A 19,518-nucleotide genomic window follows, 5' to 3' on the forward strand; every position below is an offset into this window, starting at 1 on the left:
CATGGTCCGCACCGAGGCCTTCTTTCTTTCCGGGGATCAGGGCGCTCGTTTTTGCGTCGCGTATCACCCTGAAGCTAGGCCCTGTGCGGCGGTGTTGCTGATCCAGGCGTTTGCCGAGGAAGCCAACAAGTCGCGGAGCAATTTGGCGGCGGTTGCGCGCGCCTGTGCCGAGGCCGGCTATCTCGCGCTGATCGGCGACGTCGGTGGAACCGGAGATAGCGAAGGGGATTTCGCGGAGGCGCGCTGGGCGGGGTGGATCGATGATCTGAAGCGTTTCGCCGCCTGGCTGGTCGAGCGAAGCGACGGGCCGCTCGCGCTGATCGGTCTGCGCCAGGGCGCTCTGCTCGCCAGTTCCGCGCTCGCCGAGGGGCTGACGGCCGACGCGCTGCTCGCGCTCGCTCCGGTCGCGAGCGGCAAGCTCGCGCTGACCTGGTTTCTGCGCCTCGCCGCGGCGGCCGAACTCGGCGAGAATCCCGGTGCGCGGCTGGATACCCGGGCCTTGCGTGCCAGTCTCGATGTCGGAGAGCCGGTCGAGGTGGCCGGCTATTCGCTGTCCGCGGCGCTGGCGACCGCGCTCGAGGCGGCGACTCTGGAGCCCTCCGATTCGCTTCGTCTCGGCTGGGTCGAGATCGGCACCGGCGAGACTCTGTCTGCAGCCGCGTCCCGGCTGCTCGAGAAGCGCGCCACGCGCGGCTGTGCGGATTTTTCGAGGCTTCTTCCCGGCCCCGCCTTCTGGCAGACCCAGGAGATAGAGATGCTGCCGACTCTGCCCGCGCTGTGCGTTGAATTCCTCGGAGAGGCGCTCAGATGACGATCGCCGAGCAGGCCTTGAACTTCGCATGTCGGGGGCAGAGTCTGATCGGTGTTCTGAGCCTTCCCGACGGTCCTCCCCGTGCCGCCGTGCTCGTCGTTGTCGGCGGCCCCCAGACCCGGGTCGGCTCCCATCGCCAGTTCGTTCTGCTCGCGCGGGCGCTGGCGAGTGCCGGCATCGCCTGTCTGCGCTTCGATTACCGGGGGATGGGCGATTCCGGAGGGGTGGCGCGCAGTTTTGACGCGGTTGGCGAGGATATCGCTGCCGCGCTCGCCACGCTCAGAGCCCGGCTGCCTGAGGCGACGCCCTGCTATCTGTGGGGGCTCTGCGATGGTGCGACGGCTGCGCTTTTTCATGCAGGCGGGGATCCCGGTCTGGCGGGACTGATCCTGCTGAACCCCTGGGTGCGGACCGAGCAGGGGGAAGCTGCGGCGCTGCTGTCCCATTACTATCGGGGCAGACTGCTCTCGCGCTCTTTCTGGCTCAAGCTGATCCGCGGAGGGCTGAACCCGCGTGCCCGGATCAGGGAGTTCTTCGCGAACTGGCGCTCCTCGCGCAGCGCAGCGCCCTGTGCCGCGGATCTGCCGTCGCGTTTCGCGGCGGCGTTGCGGAGGGCGGGAAAACCCGTGCTGTTGATTCTGTCGGGGCGTGATCTGACCGCGGCCGAGTTCCGCGACGCGGCTCAGCGCGAACCGCTGGCGTCGGCTCTGGCCGCTCTTCCCGTAAGCCAGTACGAGATCAGCGAGGCCAATCACACCTTTTCTTCGGCGCGCTGGCGCGCCGAAGTCGAGGCGCTGACGATAGACTGGCTGGAGCGCGCCAGTGAGCCGCGCTGAGGGACGGCTTCTCGAAGTCGATGCTCTGCGCGGACTCGCCGCGCTGGCCGTGATGCTGTTCCATTACAGCACCCGCTTCGAGAGCCTCTTTGGACACAGCTCGGAGCTGTCCTGGTCGTTTCCCCATGGGTTTTACGGGGTCAATCTCTTTTTCATGATCAGCGGTTTTGTGATCCTGATGACGCTGGCGCGGACTCGCCGGCCGATGGATTTCGTCGTCTCGCGCTTCTCGCGGCTTTTCCCCGCCTACTGGGTCGCCGTGCTTCTGGCTTTCGCGGTGACGAGTCTGGCCGGCTTGCCCGGGAAGACCGTCGGTCTGGGGGATGCGCTGCTGAACCTGACGATGGTGCACACCTGGTTCGACCGCCCTCTGGTCGACAACGTGTACTGGACCCTGGGCGTCGAGATGATCTTCTATGTGCAGGCCTTCACGCTGTTCGTGACGGGGCAGATCCGTCGATTCCCGTTGCTGATCCTGGCCTTGCTCGCGTTGAGGCTGGGTTATTTTCTGGCCGAAAGGCTCTGGGGGGTGGCTTTGCCCTTTCTAGCCTTTCGCTTTCTGTTGCTCGGTTTCATCCCGTATTTTGGCCTCGGCGTTGCGTTGTTCCGCTGTCATCAAAGAGGACGGGGCGCGGTCGAGGATGCCATCGTGATCGCGGCCAGCCTGCTCACCGTGGCTCTGGTCGAATCGGTTTCCGCCGCGCTGGTCTCGGCCGCGCTCTTCGCCGTATTTGCTCTGGCCGTCGGCGGGCGTCTCGCCGTATTGCGCCGGGCGCCGCTGGTCTGGTTGGGAACAATTTCCTATCCCCTCTATCTGCTTCACGAGAACATTGGCTGGTGCGCGATCCGGACCTTGGAGGCGCTGGGCGTCGGCAGTGATCTGGCGGTGCTGGCAGCGCTGTTGCTCGCGCTGGGGTTGGCATCAATGCTGCACTACGCGGTGGAGGCTCCGGCCATGATGGCAATCCGGCGCGCCTGGCGCGCCCGTTTTGTCGAGGTGGCAACTTGAAACTCCGGACGATTCTGTTGCTGGCGGTGGCTGTGTTGGCTCTGTCCGGGCTCGGCTGGCGTCTGGCGTCGGTCGAAAAAGTGCAGTTCCGTGCCCCCGCACCCGCACCCGCACCCGCACCCGCACCCGCACCCGCTCCCGCTCCCGCTCCCGCTCCCGCAGCTCTGGCTTGCCATCCGGAGATGAGCGCAAAGCCGCTCGTGCTGCTCGCGCTGGGTCAGTCGAACGCGGCCAATTCCGGATCCCGGCGCTTCGCTGCCCGTGATGACAGGGTTCTGGTCTGGTCGGATGGGGTATGCCGGCGGGCGAGCGATCCGCTCCCTGGCGGCAGTGGCAAAGGGGGGAGCGTCTGGATTCCTCTCGCCGAGGAGCTGGCCCGGCGCCACGATCGGAAAGTCGTTCTGGCGGTGCTGGCCGTCGACGGAACCGCGGTGCGCCATTGGCTCGACCCGCACAATGCCTTGCCTGGCGAGCTTGGCGCAACGCTCAAAGGGCTCAAGCGCGATGGTCTGTCGCCCGAACTCGTGTTCTGGCTTCAGGGGGAGGCGGACCTGCGCGATGCGACACCCGCCCCGCTCTATGCGCAGGGTCTGCGCCGGATTCTGGCGCGCGTGCACGGCGAAGCGCCGGCGGCGAAGATATGGATTGCGAAGGTGAGCCGTTGCCGCAACGACGGGTCGCCGGCTCTGCGCGCGGCCCAGGGCGAAGTCGCGAGCACTCTGGATTACGCGCGCCCCGGACCGGATCTCGACCGTTTCGGCGGAGAGTTTCGACGGGATGGATGCCATTTCAACGAAACCGGGCAGAGAGCCGTGGCGGACGCCTGGCTGGCCTCACTTGCGAGGGAGTGATGATGAAGACGTTAGCGCTGGGGCTGTTGGCGATGTCCCTGTCGGCGAGTGCCTGGGCCGGAATCGAGGAGCTCGGCCCTGCGACCTGCGGTTCATTGAACAATGCTTTCGGGCCTTTCGATTACCGCACGGCGACCCAGGAGCAGCACGGGTTGGTCGAAGGGGCTCATTTCACGTTCCCGGTCGAGAGCTTGAAGAGGGGCAAGACATCGACGACCCCCGGTCCGGACATCGACTACACGCTGCGGGTGTTTCCGAATCATCACCGGGCCCTGCTGGCAATGATGAACCTTAGTCTGAAGGAGAAGAAGAGCCGGCCGCTTGGCTCCAACTACTCTATCGACTGCTGGATGGAACGCGGCGAGCGCTGGCGTCCCGATGACGAGGTCGTGAAGATTCTTTTCGGCACCCATCTGCTCAGGACCGGGCGGCGCGGGGAGGCGAGGGGCAAACTCGATGCGGCCGACAAGCTGATCGCCGGAAAAGAGGTCTATGCGGTCGGCCCCAATGTGCTGTACAACTTGGGGCTGGCCCTCTACCAGCTCGGCGATTACGACCGGGCACAGTTCTATGCGCACAAGGCCTATGCGCTGAACTATCCGCTGCCTGGCTTGCGTCAGATGCTGAAGAAGGCCGGGCACTGGCAGGAAGCCTCCCCCGCTGCAGCGTCTTCGGAACCCGTCAGTGATGGGTTGAAGCAGGGAGATCCGGCGCAATGAGAGGCCCCTGTGCCAGTTCCATTGCGGTGTTCTCGTCCAGGGAGTCCCCCGACGTTTTGCTGCGAAGCGTAGAGGCGGCCTGGCTTGCTGCCGTCCCGGGCAGCGTGCTGGATGTCATCGTCAATGGCAACCGGGAACTCGCCGAAGAGTGTTCGCAGGTTTTTCCTTCGGCGCTGAAGGCAATGCCTGCCGGTGTCGATTTGCGCCTGTGGTTCATCGCCTGTGCGGACAAGGCCCATGCCTGGAATACCTATCTCCACCAGATTTGGCCAGGGAGCGAGCTGGCTTTCTTTGTCGACGGTTATGCGCGCCTGAGGCCCAACTCCTGCTCCATCCTTGCGCAGGCGCTGCAGATGAGGCCGGAGATTCCTGCCGCATCGGGGACGCCCAGCTCGGGGTGGGGGGCGGCGAAAATGCGGGCACAGATGCTCAGCGAGGGGGGCATACACGGCAATTTCTATGCGCTCAGAGCCCGGGCGCTCAATACCCTTCGCGATCGGGGGTTTCGCCTGCCCTTAGGCCTCTATCGTACCGATCCTGCTCTCGCTGCCGTGTTGAAGTTCAGGCTCGATCCCGCTCGCTATGAGTGGGATGACCATCAGGTCTATATCGATCCGGATGCGAGCTGGGATGTGGATTCCCGGCCCTGGTGGCGCCTGTCGGTGCTGAGGGGGCAATACCAGCGTAGGCTGCGCCAGTATCAGGGGGTGTTTGAGAACCGCGCTCTGCGCGATCACTTGGCCCGACAGAAACGGGCGCCGGAGGAGGTACCCGAAACCGTTTCTGAATTGATCCGGGGGTGGGGAAAAGACAACCCGGATGAGCTGTACCGCGTGACGCGATCGTTTCTGGCTCGACGTGCCTGGGAGAGGGGCGTCGAAGCCCGTGACTGGTCGGACAAGGACATTCCCCCCGCCCTGATTCTGGAGTGCGGGGGGGCTGGAAAGCTGCCGTTCAGCGGCTCTTGATCATCGTGCCGACGCCGTGGTCGGTCAGGATTTCCAGAAGCAGACAGTGTTCGACCCGGCCGTCGATGATGTGCACGGCCTGTACGCCGCTGCGGGCTGCATCGAGCGCCGAGTGGATCTTGGGCAGCATGCCGCCCGAGAGCGTGCCGTCGGCAACCATGTCGTCGATCTGACGCGGCGTGATGCCGGTCAGCAGTTCGCCGTTCTGATCCAGCACTCCGGGGGTGTTGGTCAGCAGCACCAGTTTTTCGGCATTGAGGATCTCGGCGAGCTTGCCGGCAACGACATCGGCATTGATGTTGTAGGTCTCGCCGTCTTCGCCGACGCCGATCGGCGCGATGACCGGAATGAAGTCACCCTTGTCGAGGAAGGAGATCAGGCTCGGGTCGATCGACGTGATCTCGCCGACCAGACCGATGTCGATCATCTCGTCCGGTTTGTCCTTGTTGGGCATCAGGAGCTTGCGGGCACGGATGAACTGACCATCCTGGCCGGTCAAGCCGACGGCCTTGCCGCCGTGGCGGTTGATCAGGTTGACGATCTCCTTGTTCACATGTCCACCGAGCACCATCTCGACGACATCCATCGTCTCTTCGTCGGTGACGCGCATGCCCTGGATGAACTGCCCCTGCTTGCCGATCCGCTTGAGCAGACTGTCGATCTGCGGGCCTCCGCCGTGCACGACGACCGGGTTCATGCCGACCAGCTTGAGCAGCACGACGTCGCGTGCGAAGCAGTCCTTGAGCATCGGATCGGTCATCGCGTTGCCGCCGTACTTGATCACGATGGTCTTGCCGAAGAAGCGCTTGATGTAGGGCAGCGCTTCAGCCAGAACGCCGGCCTTGCGGGCTGGGGCGATGGGGTCGGAGGTGGTCATGCGAGTTTCCCGCAAAGCGTTGAATCCCGAGATTCTAGCGCAAACGAAAACGGCGAAAGGCCTGAGCCTTTCGCCGTGTGCCAGGAACGGGCCTGCCCGCTTATTCGATGGACAGTTTGTGGGCCTGCGATGCGGCTTTCTTGGGCAGGGTCAGTTCGAGGACTCCGTCGACGAAACGGGCGCTCGCCTTGGCCTCATCGACGTCGTGACCGAGCTGGATGCTGCGCGAGACCTTACCGTACGAGCGTTCGCTGCGCAGCAGCCTCTCGCCTTCCTTGACTTCCTTCTCCTGCTTGCGTTCGGCCGCGATCGAAACCTGTGCGCCGTCCACATGGACATGGATGTCTTCCTTCCTGATGCCGGGGAGCTCGGCGTGCAGCGTGTAGGCGTCAGCCGCTTCGCGCACTTCCAGCTTCATCGCGGGGATGTCCGCGGTCTCATCGAATTCGACCGGACGGACAAAGAAGCCGCGGAACAGATCGTCAAACGGATCTTTGCGAATCAGAGAGTTCATGATGGCCTCCTGTTGGAAAAGGCGGCGGGGCTTTCTGTCGGAAGCCGGACGCGCCGCCCTTGCCCTCAATCTAGGGCCGTCCTGTCGGGTTTCAAGCTCTTTCGAAGTCTCCGCGTTCGAGCGCGAGGATCGCTTCGCGGTTGGACGGCGAGAAGCAGGCGGCGGCGGCTTCCTGGGCACGCGCCCAGCGCAGCGCACGGTGCTCGGCAGGGGCGAGCCGGATCGCGGTGTCGCGCGGCACGCAGAGGCTGAACAGATGCTCGGTGTTGCGGGTGATGCCGGGCGCGTAGCGCTGCCGCCACATCGGATAGATTTCGAAGACCTGCTGCCGGTGATGATCGACGATGGCTCCGGGGGCGGCGCGGATTCCGGTTTCCTCCTCGACCTCCCGGTAGGCGGTTTCGAGCAGGGATTCCTCGCCTTCACGACTACCGGTGACCGACTGCCAGAAGCCGGGGTGACGGGCGCGCTCGATCAGCAGGAACTCCATTTCGGGGCTGTGGATCACGATCAGGGCCGAGACCGGTTGCTTGTAGCGCATCGCTCCGCTCAGGCCCGCTTCGCCGCGGTCTGATGCATCTGCTGCAGACCCTCATAGTAGGTGTAGAGCGCGCCGAGCTTGGCGTTGCCGGGATCCTGGACGTGCAGTCGCTCGATCAGGTTTCGGGCTTCTTCCGCGTAATCGTCCCGCCAGCCACTGTGCTCGACATATTTGAGCAGCGCGAGCGATGCGTTGTAGAGCACCAGCGCGTTCCCCGGCATCTTCTGCACCGCATCCATGAAATGCCTCACCGATCCGGCATGGTCGCCACTGCGGGCCAGGGCTGCGCCTTCGCTCATCGTGTCGCGCACATCCGAGCGCAGCCGGCTGGCGAGCGCTTCGCCGAGTTCGGCGCGTCCCATCCGGGTCAGCATGCCGCGGACCGCATCGACTTCGCGCTCGTCCGCAGAGTTGCGCATGATATCCATCGCGACCTCCGCGGCCTCACTCTCCAGCCCCTGCTCCAGACAGACTTGGGTGATTTCCTTCTTGAGCTGCAGCGATGGTTTTGTTTCCGGGCCCATCAGCGCTGCGGCGCGCTCGGCCGCGGCCCTGGCCTGACGCGTATCCCCCTCGCGGGTGAAGACCATCGCTGCACAGACGGCCTGGCACAGATCGGCCTTGGGCTGGCCTTTCATGCTGCGCTCCAGGTCGCGCAAGGTTTCCCGTGCGCGCTCAGCCGAGCCGCTGCCCAGCTGGGCCTTGACCAGTCTGACGTGATCCTCGGGATCGCGAAAATCCGAGTACTTCGACTGGCGCAGCACGGTTGCGAGGCGTTTTTCGGCAGCCTCGTTCTGACCCAGATCCAGCTCGATCTCACCGATCCGACGCTGACGCTGCAGCGCATGAGGAGACAGCGTGGCGGCCTTCGCCAGCGCTTCGTGCGCTTCCTCGATGGAGCCGAGCGCCTCCTGGGTTTTGGCCAGCCAGTCATAGGCGTCCACGAACTGCGCGTTCTGCGTGATCAGCTCGGTGAGCTCGTCCCTCGCCTGCTCGAGTTCGCCGATCATGAAATGAGTCTTGGCGAGCCCCAGCTTGGCCCACGGAACGCTGCGCCGAGCCAGGATCTGCTGGTAGAGCGCCAGAGCTTCCTCGGGTCTGCCCAGGCCGATCAGAAGCTGGGCCCGGAGGCGCAGGAAGTCGATCGCATAGGCCGCGTATTTCGCTTCGCAGGCTTCGCACTCGCTGGCTGCGCGGGCGGTATTTCCGGCTTCGATCAGCTTGTAGACGGGCAGAAAGGCTTCGCGCTTGTTCAGCGCACGCTCGAGGCGTTCGCGCAGATTCTCCGCCGCGAAAGGTTTGAGCAGGTAGTCGTTCGGTGCCAGCTCGGCTGCACCCATGACCCGCTCGTAGCTGCGCTCGCCGGTGACCATGATGAAGATCGTCGACAGCGGGATCAGCTGATGCAGGCGGATGTCTTCGAGGAAATGCTGGCCATTCTGGCCTTCGCCGAGGTGATATTCGCAGAGGATGATGTCGAAGCGGGTCTCGCGCAGCCGGCGCACGGCCATCGCGGCCGAGGAGGCCGCACTCATCCGGGTGATCCCGCTTTGCGCGAGTATGCCTCGCAGCTGGTTGCGCATCGTGTCGTGGCTTTCCACGACGAGTACGGAGAGATCTTCGACCTTGCTAGGCATCGTGGCTTCCTCGAAGGCCTGGGTGTCTTCTGCAATAACGGCCGGACGGACCGGGGCTTGACTCGGCAGTCCAGAAAAAAGCCGCCCGGAGGCGGCTTTTTCCCGGGGAGCGAGGCTTACGCTTCCTTGGCGGCGGTGTTGCGCAGTTTGATGTGCAGCTCGCGCAGCTGCTTCTCGTCGACGGGGCTGGGCGCCTGGGTCAGCAGGCACTGGGCGCGCTGGGTCTTCGGGAAGGCGATCACGTCGCGGATCGAGTCGGTGCCCGCCAGCAGCATCACGACGCGGTCCAGACCGAAAGCGAGGCCGCCGTGCGGAGGCGCACCGTACTTGAGCGCATCGAGCAGGAAGCCGAACTTGAGCTCGGCCTCTTCATTCGACAGGCCGATCGCGGCGAAGACCTTCTTCTGCACTTCTTCGCGGTGGATGCGGATCGAACCGCCGCCGACTTCGTAGCCGTTCAGCGCCAGGTCATAGGCCTTGGCGAGGCATTTGCCCGGATCGGTCGCAAGCAGATCGACGTGCTCGTCCTTGGGGCTCGTGAAGGGGTGGTGGCAGGCGTTCCAGCGCTTCTCGTCCTCGTCGTACTCGAACATCGGGAAATCGACGATCCAGGCCGGAGCCCAGGCGCGACCGTCGAGATGGCCCTTGTCGTGACCGACCTTGACGCGCAGTGCGCCCAGCGCGTCATTGACGATGCGGGCCTTGTCGGCGCCGAAGAAGATCAGGTCGCCGTCGGTGGCGCCGGTGCGGGCGATGATCGCCTGGAGCACTTCGTCAGACAGGTTCTTGACGATCGGGGACTGCAGGCCTTCGCGGCCCTTCGCGACCTCATTGACCTTGATGTAGGCGAGGCCCTTGGCGCCGTAGATCGCGACGAACTGCGTATAGGCGTCGATTTCGCCGCGGGTCAGCGAAGCGCCACCCGGCACTTTCAGACCGGCGACCCGACCCCCTTCGCTGTTCGCGACGCCGGCGAAGACCTTGAATTCGACCGTCTTCATGATGTCGGTCAGCTCGGTCAGCTCCAGAGTCACGCGCAGATCGGGTTTGTCCGAACCGTACTTCGCCATCGCATCGGCGTAGGTGATGCGCGGGAAGGGATTGGGCAGCTCGATGCCGGCAGCTTCCTTGAACACATGACGGAAAAGATCTTCCGTGATCGCGGTGATCTCGGTTTCGTCGAGGAAGGAGGTTTCGATATCGACCTGGGTGAACTCGGGCTGGCGGTCGGCGCGCAGATCTTCATCGCGGAAGCACTTGGTCAGCTGGTAGTAGCGGTCAAAGCCGGCAACCATCAGCATCTGCTTGAAGAGCTGGGGCGACTGGGGCAGGGCGAAGAACTGACCGTCATGGACGCGGCTCGGGACCAGATAGTCGCGTGCGCCTTCCGGTGTGCTCTTGGTCAGCATCGGCGTCTCGATGTCGATGAAGCCGTGATCGTCGAGGAAGCGGCGGAAGGCCCGCGCGGTGCGGTAGCGCAGCTGCATGATCTTCTGCATGTAGGGGCGGCGCAGATCGATCACGCGGTTGGTCAGACGCACGGTTTCGGACAGGTTTTCGTCGTCGAGCGGGAAGGGCGGCGTGACCGAGGCGTTCAGCACTTCGAGCTCGTGGCACAGCACTTCGACTTCGCCCGAGACGAGGTCGGGATTGATCGTGCCTTCGGGGCGACGGCGAACCTTACCGACCACTTTCAGGCAGAACTCGTTGCGGACCGATTCGGCGGTCTTGAAGGTCTCGGCACGGTCGGGGTCGCAGACGATCTGCACGAGGCCTTCGCGGTCGCGCAGGTCGATGAAGATGACTCCGCCGTGGTCGCGGCGGCGGTGGGCCCAGCCGGTCAGGGTGACGACTTGGTCAAGGTGAGCGGTGCTGACCAGACCGCTGTAACAGGTACGCATCAAAGACTCCGGATTGCTTGGATTAGGTTACGGCCAGGGCCGTGTGTTTGCGTGGGGCGGTGTCCGCTCAGGGCTGAGCGCTCGCCTGGCGCTCAGCCCGTCTGATTTCGAAGAGCTGAAGTTCTTCCGGCGAGATCGCCCGATCGACCGTCAGGGGGCGATAAGGTCTCGGGAATCAGGATGCTGAGCGCGCGGGAAGAAATCATGGCTTGCCATTGTCCAGAATGGACGCGTCCGGTCAACGCTTGATCACCGGGGCGGGTTTTTCTGGAACGACGACGCCCATTGAAATGATGTATTTGAGCGCTTCATCGACGCTCATCTCGAGTTCGACGACCGAAGACCTGGACATCATCAGGAAAAAGCCTGAAGTCGGATTTGGCGTCGTCGGGACATAGACGCTGATGTGCTCGCCTTCGAGGTGGGCGGCGACTTCCTGACTCGGAACGCCGGTCTGGAATGCGATCGTCCAGCTGCCCGGGTGGGGATATTGCACCAGGATGGCTTTGCGGAAAGCCTGTCCGTTCGGAGCGAAGAGCGTGTCTGAAACCTGCTTGACGCTCAGGTAGATCGATTTGACGAAAGGGATCTGCGTGAGCAGCTTTTCCCAGAGGCGCAGCAGGCGCAGACCGAAATAGTTTGCCGCGACGATTCCGGTCAGCAGCACGACGAGCAGCGTGATGATTGCGCCGATTCCGGGGATCGAGAAACCGATCAGTTTCTCGGGCCGCCAGGGTTCGGGCAGCAGCAGCAGAGACTGATCCAGAGTCCCTACGATCAGCTGGAGCACCCAGACCGTGATCGTCAGCGGAACCCAGACCAGAAGGCCGGTGATGAAGTATTTCTTCATGCGGGCAAGAGGGCTCAGTGGCAGGAACAGTGGCCGCCGCAGGCGTGCGCGGGCGCTTCGCTCTTGGGTTTCGGACTCTTGAAGTCGGTTTCGTACCAGCCGCTTCCCTTGAGCTGGAAGCCGGCGGCGGTCAACGCCTTGTGGAAAGCCTTCTTGCCGCAGGACGGGCAGGAGCTCAGTGGGGTATCGGACACTTTCTGCAGGACATCCTTCTGAAAGCCGCACTCGCTACAGTGGTATTCATAGATCGGCATGCTTGATTCCTCCAAAACCAGGATCGAAGTCTAACGCATTGCGGCGGCTAGCCCCGCCTCTGCCCATGCAGATGTGGCTCAGCCGACGAAAAATCAAGGGCTTAGAAGCCCGAAAGATAGGCTTCGGTCAGGGTCTGTCCCCAGAACAGCGCGGCGATTCCCGCTCCGGCGAGGTAGGGGCCGAAGGGGATGGGGGTGTTGCGTCCGTGGCGGGCGAAGAGGATCAGTGCGATGCCGACCAGCGCGCCGATCGCCGACGAGGCGAGGACCACGAAGGGCAGCAACTTCCAGCCCAACCATCCGCCGATCGCGGCGAGCAGCTTGAAGTCGCCAAAACCCATGCCTTCCTTGCCGGTCGCCAGTTTGAAAACCCAATACACGGTCCACAGAGCGAGATATCCGGCGGTCGCACCGATGATCGCCGAAGGCAGATCCGTGAAGTTCGCCGACAGGTTCAGCAGCAGACCCAGCCACAGCAGGGGCTGGGTGATCGTGTCGGGCAGCAGTTGGGTGTCCAGATCGATGAAGGTCAGGGCCAGCATCGCCCAGCAGAAGACCATTGCGGCTCCGGCCTGGATTCCGGGGCCGAAGTGCCAGGCCGAATAGCCGGCCAGGATCCCTCCGGCGAGTTCGACGATCGGGTAGCGAATGCTGATCGGCGCCTTGCAATGGGCGCAGCGGCCGCGCAGCGCGAGATAGGAGATCAGCGGGATGTTCTGCCAGCTTGCAATTGGGCTGCCACAGTGCGGGCAGCGCGAGCGGGGGCGGGAGAGGCTGATCGCCTCGTGCTCGGGCGCCGCTTCGCCGCGGATCTCGGCGGCCTGGGCCTGCCATTCGAGTTCCATGATCTTGGGCAGGCGGTGAATCACGACATTCAGGAAGCTGCCGATGCACAGCCCGAGCAGGCTGGAGGCGACGACGAAGAGCAGGGGCTGGGTCAGGAGTTCAGTCATGGCAGGAGACGCAAAAAGGGCGCAAGCGCGCCCTTTGGGTGGAGAGAGAAGAGCTCAGACGACCTGCCCGAGTTTGAAGATCGGCAGATACATCGCGACGACGAGGCCGCCGATGATCGTGCCGAGGAAGACGATGATCAAGGGTTCGAGCAGCTGAGAGAGTGCTTCGACCGAATCGTCAACTTCCCGCTCGAAGAAATCGGCGACCTTGCCCAGCATCGAGTCGAGCTGGCCGGACTCTTCACCGATCGACACCATCTGCAGAACCATCATCGGGAAAACGTTAGCGTTCTGCATCGAGATCGTCAGATTGGTGCCGGTGCTCACTTCGTTCTGGATCTGTTTCGTCGCGAGTTGATAGACCCGGTTACCGGCGGCTCCGCCGACCGAATCGAGCGCTTCGACCAGGGGCACGCCGGCGGCGAACATCGTGGACAGGGTTCGCGTCCAGCGCGCGATCGCCGACTTGCGCATGATGTCGCCGATCACCGGGAACTGCAGGATCAGGCGGTCCATCGTGAACTGCATCTGTGGGGATCGCTTGTATGCATAACTCAAGCCGACAATCGTGCCGATGATCACGCCGAAGATCGCCCACCAGTAGGCGAGGAAGAGGTCCGACATCCCCATCACGAACAGGGTTGGTGCGGGCAGTTCCGCGCCAAAGCTCGTGAACACCGATTTGAACTGCGGGATCACGAACAGCATCATCACCGCGACGACGCCAAAGGCGACCGAGACGACCGCGACCGGATAAAAAAGAGCCCCCTTGATCTTGCTCTTGATCGCGAGAATTTTTTCCTTGTAGGTCGCCAGCCGGTCGAGCAGTGCGTCGAGCGCACCGGACTGCTCACCGGCCCCGACCAGGTTCGAGTACAGCGCATCGAACTGGACCGGATGCTTGCGGAAGGCCGCCGCGAGGCCGCTGCCCGACTCGACATCGGTGCGGATGTCGTTGAGCAGGCGGGCCATCGCCGGCTTGGACGAGCCCTTGATCGCGATATCGAAGGCCTGGAGCAAGGGAACGCCGGACTTGAGCATCGTCGAGAGCTGGCGCGTGAAGAGCGAGATGTCCTTGTCGGTGACCTTGCCCCCCTTGCCAAAGCTGCGCTTCTTGACCTTGAGGACGTGGACGCCTTGACGCCGCAAGGTCGCCTGAACCAGGGAGGCGCTGCCGGCGCGCATTTCGCCCCGGATCAGCTTGCCGTTCTTGTCCTTGCCTTCCCAGGTGAAGACGGTCTCTTCGCTGGAGGCGGGTTTTTTTATCGTTCTGCGCGCTGTGGCCATCTGCCTGTTGTCCTGTGCTGCGGTTGGATGTTGCGACAACTCAATCGTTGGTGCATGCCAGCACTTCGGCTAGCGACGTGACTCCCTGTTTGACTTTCCGCAGACCGGACTGCCGCAGATCCTTGATGCCCTGGCGCTGAGCTTCCGCCGCGATATCGAGGGAATTCCCGTTTGTCATTATTATATGAGCAATTTCCTCGCCGATAGGCATTACTTGATAAATGCCGACCCGCCCCTTGTAGCCTGAACCCTTGCAGCGGTCGCAGCCGACCGGGCCGTAAGGCTGCCAGCTGCCGTCGAGATCCTCGTCGGTGAAGCCCGCCGAGATCAGCGCCTCGATCGGGATATCGACCGGTTTTTTGCAGGTGCACAGGCGTCGGGCGAGGCGCTGGGCGGTGATCATGATGACGCTGGAGGCGATGTTGAAGGGCGCGACCCCCATGTTCTTGAGCCGCTCCAGCGTCGTCGGTGCATCGTTCGTGTGCAGCGTCGAGAGCACCATGTGACCGGTCTGGGCCGCTTTGATCGCGATTTCGGCGGTCTCCAGGTCGCGGATTTCGCCGACCATGATCACATCCGGATCTTGGCGGAGGAAGGATTTGAGTGCGGCCGAAAAGGTCAGGCCCGCCTTTTCATTGACGTTGACCTGGTTGATGCCGGGCAGGTTGATTTCGGCCGGATCCTCGGCGGTCGAAATATTGACCCCGGCCTTGTTCAGGATGTTCAGGCAGGTGTAGAGCGAGACGGTCTTGCCCGAGCCGGTCGGGCCGGTGACCAGAACCATGCCGTAAGGGCGTTCGACCGCTTCAAGCAGTGCCGCCTGCTGTTCCGGCTCATAGCCCAGTGCCTCGATGCCCAGCGTTGCCGAGCTCGGGTCCAGGATACGCATCACGATCTTCTCGCCGTGCAGGGTTGGCAGCGTGCTGACCCGGAAATCGATCGCCTTGGTCGCCGACAGCTTCAGCTTCATCCGGCCATCCTGAGGAACCCGCTTCTCCGAGATGTCCAGCCGGGAGATCACCTTGATCCGCGCCGCGATCTTCTCCCTCAGGGCCAGAGGTGGCTGGGAAATCTCGCGCAGGATGCCGTCGGTGCGGAAGCGGATCCGGTAGTACTTCTCGTAGGGCTCGAAGTGGATGTCGGAAGCGCCTTCGTTGATCGCGTCGACGAGCATCTTCTGGATGAAGCGGACGACCGGCGCGTCATCGACGTCGCTGGTGTTCTCGTCCTCGCTGGCTGTTTCGACGCCCGCGACTTCGCCGAGCTCCTCGTCGATGTTTCCGGTCAGATTGTTCAGCGCATCACTGGTGCTTTCGCCGAGCTTTTTGGTCAGGGACAGCAGCTTGTCGATTTCGACGATTACCGGTTCGACCGCCAGCCCGGTTTGAAAGCGGATTTCGTCGAGGGCACGCAGATTGGTCGGATCAGCCAGTCCGACCGTGATCTTTTTCTCTTTGCGGGCCAGCGGCACGATCAGGTGGGAGCTGACCACCTTCTTGTCGATCGCATCGCGGGGAATCTGGCTCTCGTCGAAGGCGGCCAGGTCCAGCATCGGAAAGCCGAACATCTCGGCGCAGAAGCGCGCCAGATCCCGTGCCTTCATCGCGCCGTTTTGAGTCAGCGCGGCGGCGAACGGCAGGTCGGCGGACTTGGCCTTTTCGGTCAGTTCGAGGGCTTGCTGTTCGCTGATGCGTTGATTCTGGATCAGCGCGCGGGCGAGGCCACTGAGCGGAATCTGTTGAGGATTGGCGACCATGAGAAAAATATTCGATTTGGAATCAGAAGCGGATCATGCGCTAGCGCCAAAGCGCTTGTAAAGCCAGGCAAGGCTTGGCTTTCATCGCTGATTCGGGTTCAGCCGGAGCGACCGAGAAGCACTTCGAGTACGAAGCGGGTGCCGACGTAGGCGAGAAGCAGGAAGACGAAGCCGGCCAGAGCCAGGCGCAGCGCTTTCTTGCCGCGCCAGCCGCGGATCCGGCGACCGGCGAGCAGAACCGCAAAAGTGAGCCAGGCGGCAAGCGCGAAGACGGTTTTGTGCGAGAAGACCATCGCTTTCCCGAAGATCTCTTCGGAGAAGAAGATGCCCGACCCGACGGTCAAAGTCAGCAGCAGAAAACCCGCTTCGATGAGCCGGAAGAGCAGACTTTCCAGGGTCAGCAGAGGGGGCAGCGCGGCGAGGATCTTCGACGGCTGGGCGCGGTGCAGCTGGCGCTGAACGGCCACCATCATCAGCGCGTGCAGTGCGGCCAGCGTCAGCAGGCTGTAGGCGAGCATTGCGACCAGAAGGTGCAGCTGGAACACCCTGGACCCCGCATTGGCGAGCGGCTGCAGGGGCGGGAAGATCAGGGGCAGCAGCGCGCCGAGCGCTGCGAGCGGCAAGGCCAGCGCTTGAAGACCCTCTATTCGCGCGAAGAAACTCTCGACCCAGTAAAAACTCAGCGCGAGCCACAGGCTCAGCGAAAAGGCCAGCGAAAAACCAAAGCGGGGAGCCGCTCCGTCCGCCACCAAGGCCAGGGTGAGGCCCGCCCCGTGCAGCAACAGTGCGAAGGGCAGAACCGTGCGCAGTAGCGCACCCGACCGGGCCGCTGGGCGCAGGCGCCAGGACAGGGCGAGGGCAAGGTAGATCGCCGCGGGAACGAGATGCAGTAGAATCGCACGCATTTTCGCAGTTTACCTGACCGCCATGCGCCGCGCATGGAAGGACCGACATGCTCGACAATCTGACTCAAAGGCTTGCCCGCGTCGTCAAGACGATGCGAGGCCAGGCGCGCCTCACCGAAGACAACATCGCCGAGATGCTGCGCGAAGTACGCCTCGCGCTGCTCGAGGCGGACGTCGCCTTGCCGGTCATCAAGGAGTTCATTTCCCGGGTCCGCGAGAAGGCGGTCGGCCAGGAAGTGATCGGTTCGCTGACTCCGGGTCAGGCTCTGGTCGGAGTCGTCCATTGCGAACTGACCGCTTTGATGGGCGGGGAGCAGGCGGGCCTCGATCTGGCGACCCAACCTCCGGCGATCATCCTGATGGCCGGTCTGCAGGGGGCGGGCAAGACGACGACGGTCGGCAAGCTCGCCAAGCTGCTGATCGATAAGCAGAAAAAGAAAGTGCTGACGGTCTCCTGCGACGTCTATCGCCCGGCCGCGATCGACCAGCTCAAGGCGGTGACGGCCCAGGTCGGGGCAGAGTTCTTCCCTTCGACACCGGATCAGAAACCGGTCGACATCGCGACTGCGGCGATCGATTACGCCCGTCGCCACTACTTCGACGTGCTGCTCGTCGATACGGCCGGTCGGCTGGCGATCGACGAAGCGATGATGGCGGAGATCCAGGCGCTTCACGCAGCCGTGAAGCCGGTCGAAACCCTGTTTGTCGTCGATGCGATGCTGGGTCAGGACGCGGTCAATACCGCGCGGGCTTTCAATGAAGCGCTGCCGCTGACCGGCATCGTGCTGACCAAGCTCGATGGCGATGCGCGTGGTGGCGCGGCGCTTTCGGTCCGCCATGTGACCGGCAAGCCGATCAAGTTCACCGGTGTCGGCGAGAAGCTCACGGGGCTCGACGAATTCTTTCCCGAGCGGATGGCCAGCCGTATCCTCGGCATGGGCGACATCCTGTCCCTGGTCGAGGACGCGCGCGTCGCCGTCGACGAAGAGAAGGCCAAAGCGTTTGCGCAGAAGCTCAAGAGCGGCAAGGGCTTCGACCTGAACGACTTCAAGGAGCAGATCGTCCAGATGCGCAAGATGGGCGGGCTGTCTTCGCTGATGGACAAGATGCCGGCCCAGTTCGCGCAGGCTGCTTCCCAGCTTCAGGGCGGCGCCGAGGAGAAGGCGATTGGGCGAATCGAAGGCATCATCAACTCGATGACGCCGCTCGAGCGCGCGAAACCCGAGCTGATCAAGGCCAGCCGCAAGCGGCGGATCGCGACAGGAGCGGGGGTCCAGGTTCAGGAAGTCAACCGCCTGCTCAACCAGTTCGAGCAGACGCAGAAAGTGATGAAGCAGTTCTCCAAGGGCGGCCTCGCGAAGATGATGCGGGGCATGAAGGGCATGATGCCCGGCATGGGGCGCTGAGCCGGGACTCTGCCGCTCATTGCGCGGATCGAGCGGATGCGCCCGGAGTCTCGGGCGGAATCTGCGGCGATCCGCGGCGGTTTGTCCGCGATCGGCTAGCGGAGGAAGGGGAAGGCGGCCAGGCCTGTTTCTTTGCCGTCGATCAGCGAAGCCAGTGCGCAGGCGGAGCCGCAGGCGAGCGTCCAGCCCAGCGTGCCATGACCGGTGTTGAGCCACAGGCCTTCCACGCGGCTCTGTCCGATCAGCGGGATGTTGTCCGGTGTCGTCGGGCGCAGCCCGTTCCACAGCTCGGCGCGGGATGTGTCGCTGGCGCCCGGCAGGTGTTTTTCGACCCAGTCGAGCAGTGCACGGGTGCGTGCGGGATTGGGCCCCTGGTCATAGCCATTGAGCTCCGCCGTGCCGGCGATGCGCAGTCGGTCGCCCAGCCGCGAGCAGACGATGCGGCGGGTCTCGTCGGTCAGGCTCACATGCGGCGCGCGCGCGGCGTCGATGACCGGAAGCGTCACCGAATAGCCCTTGACCGGATAGATCGGCAGGCGGATGCCCGCGGTCGCGGCGAGCGGCGTGCTCCACGGGCCGGCGGCCAGAACGCAGGCGTCGGCGCCGAGAAAGCCACTGCGTCCCTCTTTGTCGAGGATGTGCAGCCCTTTGAAGCGACCCTTGGACGCTTCGATTCCGAGTACTTCGGTCGAATAAAGGTGTTCGACGCCCTGCACGGCGAGCCGGTCGTTCAGCGCCTCAGCGAAGCGGCACGCGTCGCCCGACTCGTCGTCGATGCCATACAAGCCCCCCTGCAGCTTGTCCATGCATCCGGCGAGCGCGGGTTCGAGTTCGATGCAGCGCTCGCGGCTTACCGCATCGGCGCGCAGACCGCAGCGCTTGAGCTGGGCTGCGCGTTCCGGTCCCCGGCTCTGTTCGGCTGCGTCGAAAAAGAGGTGCAGGATGCCGCGCTGCTCAAGGTCATAGTCGATGCCGGTCTCGGCTCTGAGCGCCTTGAGCTGCTGGAGGCTGAAAGCCGCCAGTCTGGCGATCGCCTCGGTGTTGTGGCGGGTGCGCCACGGCGTGCATTCGCGCAGGAAGGCCATCCCCCAGCGCCAGCGCGCCCACTCGGCGGGTAGGCGGAAGAGCAGCGGGGCATCTTCCCTGCCCAGCCAGCGCAGGATCTGGCCTGGAGCACGCGGGTTGGCCCAGGGTTCGGGGTGGCTGACCGAGATCTGGCCTCCATTCGCATGGCTGGTCTCCAGTGCCGGGCCTTCCCGGCGCTCGATCAGGGTGATCTGGTGGCCGGCGCGAGCCAGATACCAGGCCGCACAGCTGCCTTCCAGGCCTGCGCCAATGATGAGGATCCGCATGGTTTGTTTCGAAGTGCAGGGGGAGGTATTTTATCCCCGTGCTGGCGACGATGTGATTCGGTGTGGCGGAGACCGGGGTGGCAGGCTCTAC

19 protein-coding genes are annotated in these 19,518 nt (G+C 63.7%); 7 read left to right on the top strand and 12 right to left on the bottom strand.

The window, feature by feature from the left end:
• Position 1 precedes the first annotated feature (1 nt).
• The 6 genes from ACHFB9_RS03450 to ACHFB9_RS03475 are packed head-to-tail and all read left to right on the top strand — an operon-like array spanning position 2 to position 5,194.
• Positions 2-811, top strand: coding sequence for a hydrolase 2, exosortase A system-associated (locus tag ACHFB9_RS03450; RefSeq protein ID WP_417069585.1), 810 nt, complete (start codon positions 2-4; stop codon positions 809-811).
• A complete protein-coding gene (locus ACHFB9_RS03455) occupies positions 808-1,647 on the top strand; it encodes a hydrolase 1, exosortase A system-associated (protein ID WP_417069586.1) in 840 nt (279 codons plus the stop codon). The genes ACHFB9_RS03450 and ACHFB9_RS03455 overlap by 4 nt, the downstream gene beginning before the upstream one ends.
• A complete protein-coding gene (locus tag ACHFB9_RS03460) occupies positions 1,634-2,656 on the top strand; it encodes an acyltransferase family protein (RefSeq protein ID WP_417069587.1) in 1,023 nt (340 codons plus the stop codon). Before ACHFB9_RS03455 ends, ACHFB9_RS03460 begins: the two co-directional genes overlap by 14 nt.
• Positions 2,653-3,507 carry an SGNH/GDSL hydrolase family protein gene (locus ACHFB9_RS03465; protein ID WP_417069588.1) on the top strand — a complete coding sequence of 285 codons (855 nt, stop codon included), beginning with the start codon at positions 2,653-2,655 and terminating at the stop codon, positions 3,505-3,507. The genes ACHFB9_RS03460 and ACHFB9_RS03465 overlap by 4 nt, the downstream gene beginning before the upstream one ends.
• Positions 3,507-4,226 carry a tetratricopeptide repeat protein gene (locus ACHFB9_RS03470; protein WP_417069589.1) on the top strand — a complete coding sequence of 240 codons (720 nt, stop codon included), beginning with the start codon at positions 3,507-3,509 and terminating at the stop codon, positions 4,224-4,226. The genes ACHFB9_RS03465 and ACHFB9_RS03470 overlap by 1 nt, the downstream gene beginning before the upstream one ends.
• Positions 4,223-5,194: a hypothetical protein gene (locus ACHFB9_RS03475; protein ID WP_417069590.1), complete on the top strand. Its 972-nt coding sequence runs from the start codon at positions 4,223-4,225 to the stop codon at positions 5,192-5,194. The genes ACHFB9_RS03470 and ACHFB9_RS03475 overlap by 4 nt, the downstream gene beginning before the upstream one ends.
• Here the strand turns inward: ACHFB9_RS03475 and argB are convergent.
• The 11 genes from argB to ACHFB9_RS03530 form a co-directional block, all read right to left on the bottom strand.
• Positions 5,181-6,071, bottom strand: a complete 891-nt coding sequence (gene argB, locus ACHFB9_RS03480) for an acetylglutamate kinase (RefSeq protein WP_417069591.1) — start codon at positions 6,069-6,071, stop codon at positions 5,181-5,183. The two genes, ACHFB9_RS03475 and argB, sit on opposite strands and share 14 nt — an antisense overlap.
• A 100-nt stretch (positions 6,072-6,171) precedes the next feature.
• Complete coding sequence (locus ACHFB9_RS03485; RefSeq protein ID WP_417069592.1) at positions 6,172-6,585, bottom strand: Hsp20/alpha crystallin family protein; 414 nt, start codon at positions 6,583-6,585, stop codon at positions 6,172-6,174.
• A gap of 91 nt (positions 6,586-6,676) precedes the next feature.
• The gene (gene nudB, locus ACHFB9_RS03490; RefSeq protein WP_417069593.1) at positions 6,677-7,126 is read right to left on the bottom strand and encodes a dihydroneopterin triphosphate diphosphatase; all 450 of its coding nucleotides are present in this window, start codon (positions 7,124-7,126) and stop codon (positions 6,677-6,679) included.
• A gap of 8 nt (positions 7,127-7,134) precedes the next feature.
• Positions 7,135-8,763, bottom strand: coding sequence for a response regulator (locus ACHFB9_RS03495; RefSeq protein ID WP_417069594.1), 1,629 nt, complete (start codon positions 8,761-8,763; stop codon positions 7,135-7,137).
• A gap of 116 nt (positions 8,764-8,879) precedes the next feature.
• Positions 8,880-10,664, bottom strand: coding sequence for an aspartate--tRNA ligase (aspS, locus tag ACHFB9_RS03500; RefSeq protein WP_417069595.1), 1,785 nt, complete (start codon positions 10,662-10,664; stop codon positions 8,880-8,882).
• A gap of 238 nt (positions 10,665-10,902) precedes the next feature.
• Positions 10,903-11,514, bottom strand: coding sequence for a DUF502 domain-containing protein (locus ACHFB9_RS03505; RefSeq protein WP_417069596.1), 612 nt, complete (start codon positions 11,512-11,514; stop codon positions 10,903-10,905).
• 14 nt (positions 11,515-11,528) lie between these two features.
• Positions 11,529-11,768: an FmdB family zinc ribbon protein gene (locus ACHFB9_RS03510; protein ID WP_417069597.1), complete on the bottom strand. Its 240-nt coding sequence runs from the start codon at positions 11,766-11,768 to the stop codon at positions 11,529-11,531.
• Between the two features lie 101 nt (positions 11,769-11,869).
• Positions 11,870-12,721 carry a prepilin peptidase gene (locus ACHFB9_RS03515; RefSeq protein ID WP_417069598.1) on the bottom strand — a complete coding sequence of 284 codons (852 nt, stop codon included), beginning with the start codon at positions 12,719-12,721 and terminating at the stop codon, positions 11,870-11,872.
• A gap of 54 nt (positions 12,722-12,775) precedes the next feature.
• Entirely contained in the window at positions 12,776-14,008 is a 1,233-nt protein-coding gene (locus tag ACHFB9_RS03520) for a type II secretion system F family protein (protein ID WP_417069599.1), read from the bottom strand.
• Positions 14,009-14,048: 40 nt separating this feature from the next.
• Positions 14,049-15,764 (bottom strand): type IV-A pilus assembly ATPase PilB, encoded by a 1,716-nt coding sequence (gene pilB / locus ACHFB9_RS03525; RefSeq protein WP_417069600.1) that lies wholly within the window; start codon positions 15,762-15,764, stop codon positions 14,049-14,051.
• 98 nt (positions 15,765-15,862) lie between these two features.
• Positions 15,863-16,669: a cytochrome C assembly family protein gene (locus tag ACHFB9_RS03530; RefSeq protein WP_417069601.1), complete on the bottom strand. Its 807-nt coding sequence runs from the start codon at positions 16,667-16,669 to the stop codon at positions 15,863-15,865.
• Positions 16,670-16,716: 47 nt separating this feature from the next.
• Here ACHFB9_RS03530 and ffh point away from each other — a divergent pair, with 47 nt between their 5' ends.
• The gene (ffh, locus tag ACHFB9_RS03535; protein WP_417069602.1) at positions 16,717-18,075 is read left to right on the top strand and encodes a signal recognition particle protein; all 1,359 of its coding nucleotides are present in this window, start codon (positions 16,717-16,719) and stop codon (positions 18,073-18,075) included.
• A gap of 95 nt (positions 18,076-18,170) precedes the next feature.
• On the opposite strand, the gene ACHFB9_RS03540 is transcribed toward ffh, so the two are convergent.
• Positions 18,171-19,427, bottom strand: coding sequence for a D-amino acid dehydrogenase (locus ACHFB9_RS03540; RefSeq protein ID WP_417069603.1), 1,257 nt, complete (start codon positions 19,425-19,427; stop codon positions 18,171-18,173).
• Between the last annotated feature and the right edge of the window lie 91 nt (positions 19,428-19,518).

Source organism: Niveibacterium terrae (assembly GCF_048213115.1).
Taxonomy (GTDB): Bacteria; Pseudomonadota; Gammaproteobacteria; order Burkholderiales; family Rhodocyclaceae; genus Niveibacterium; species Niveibacterium terrae.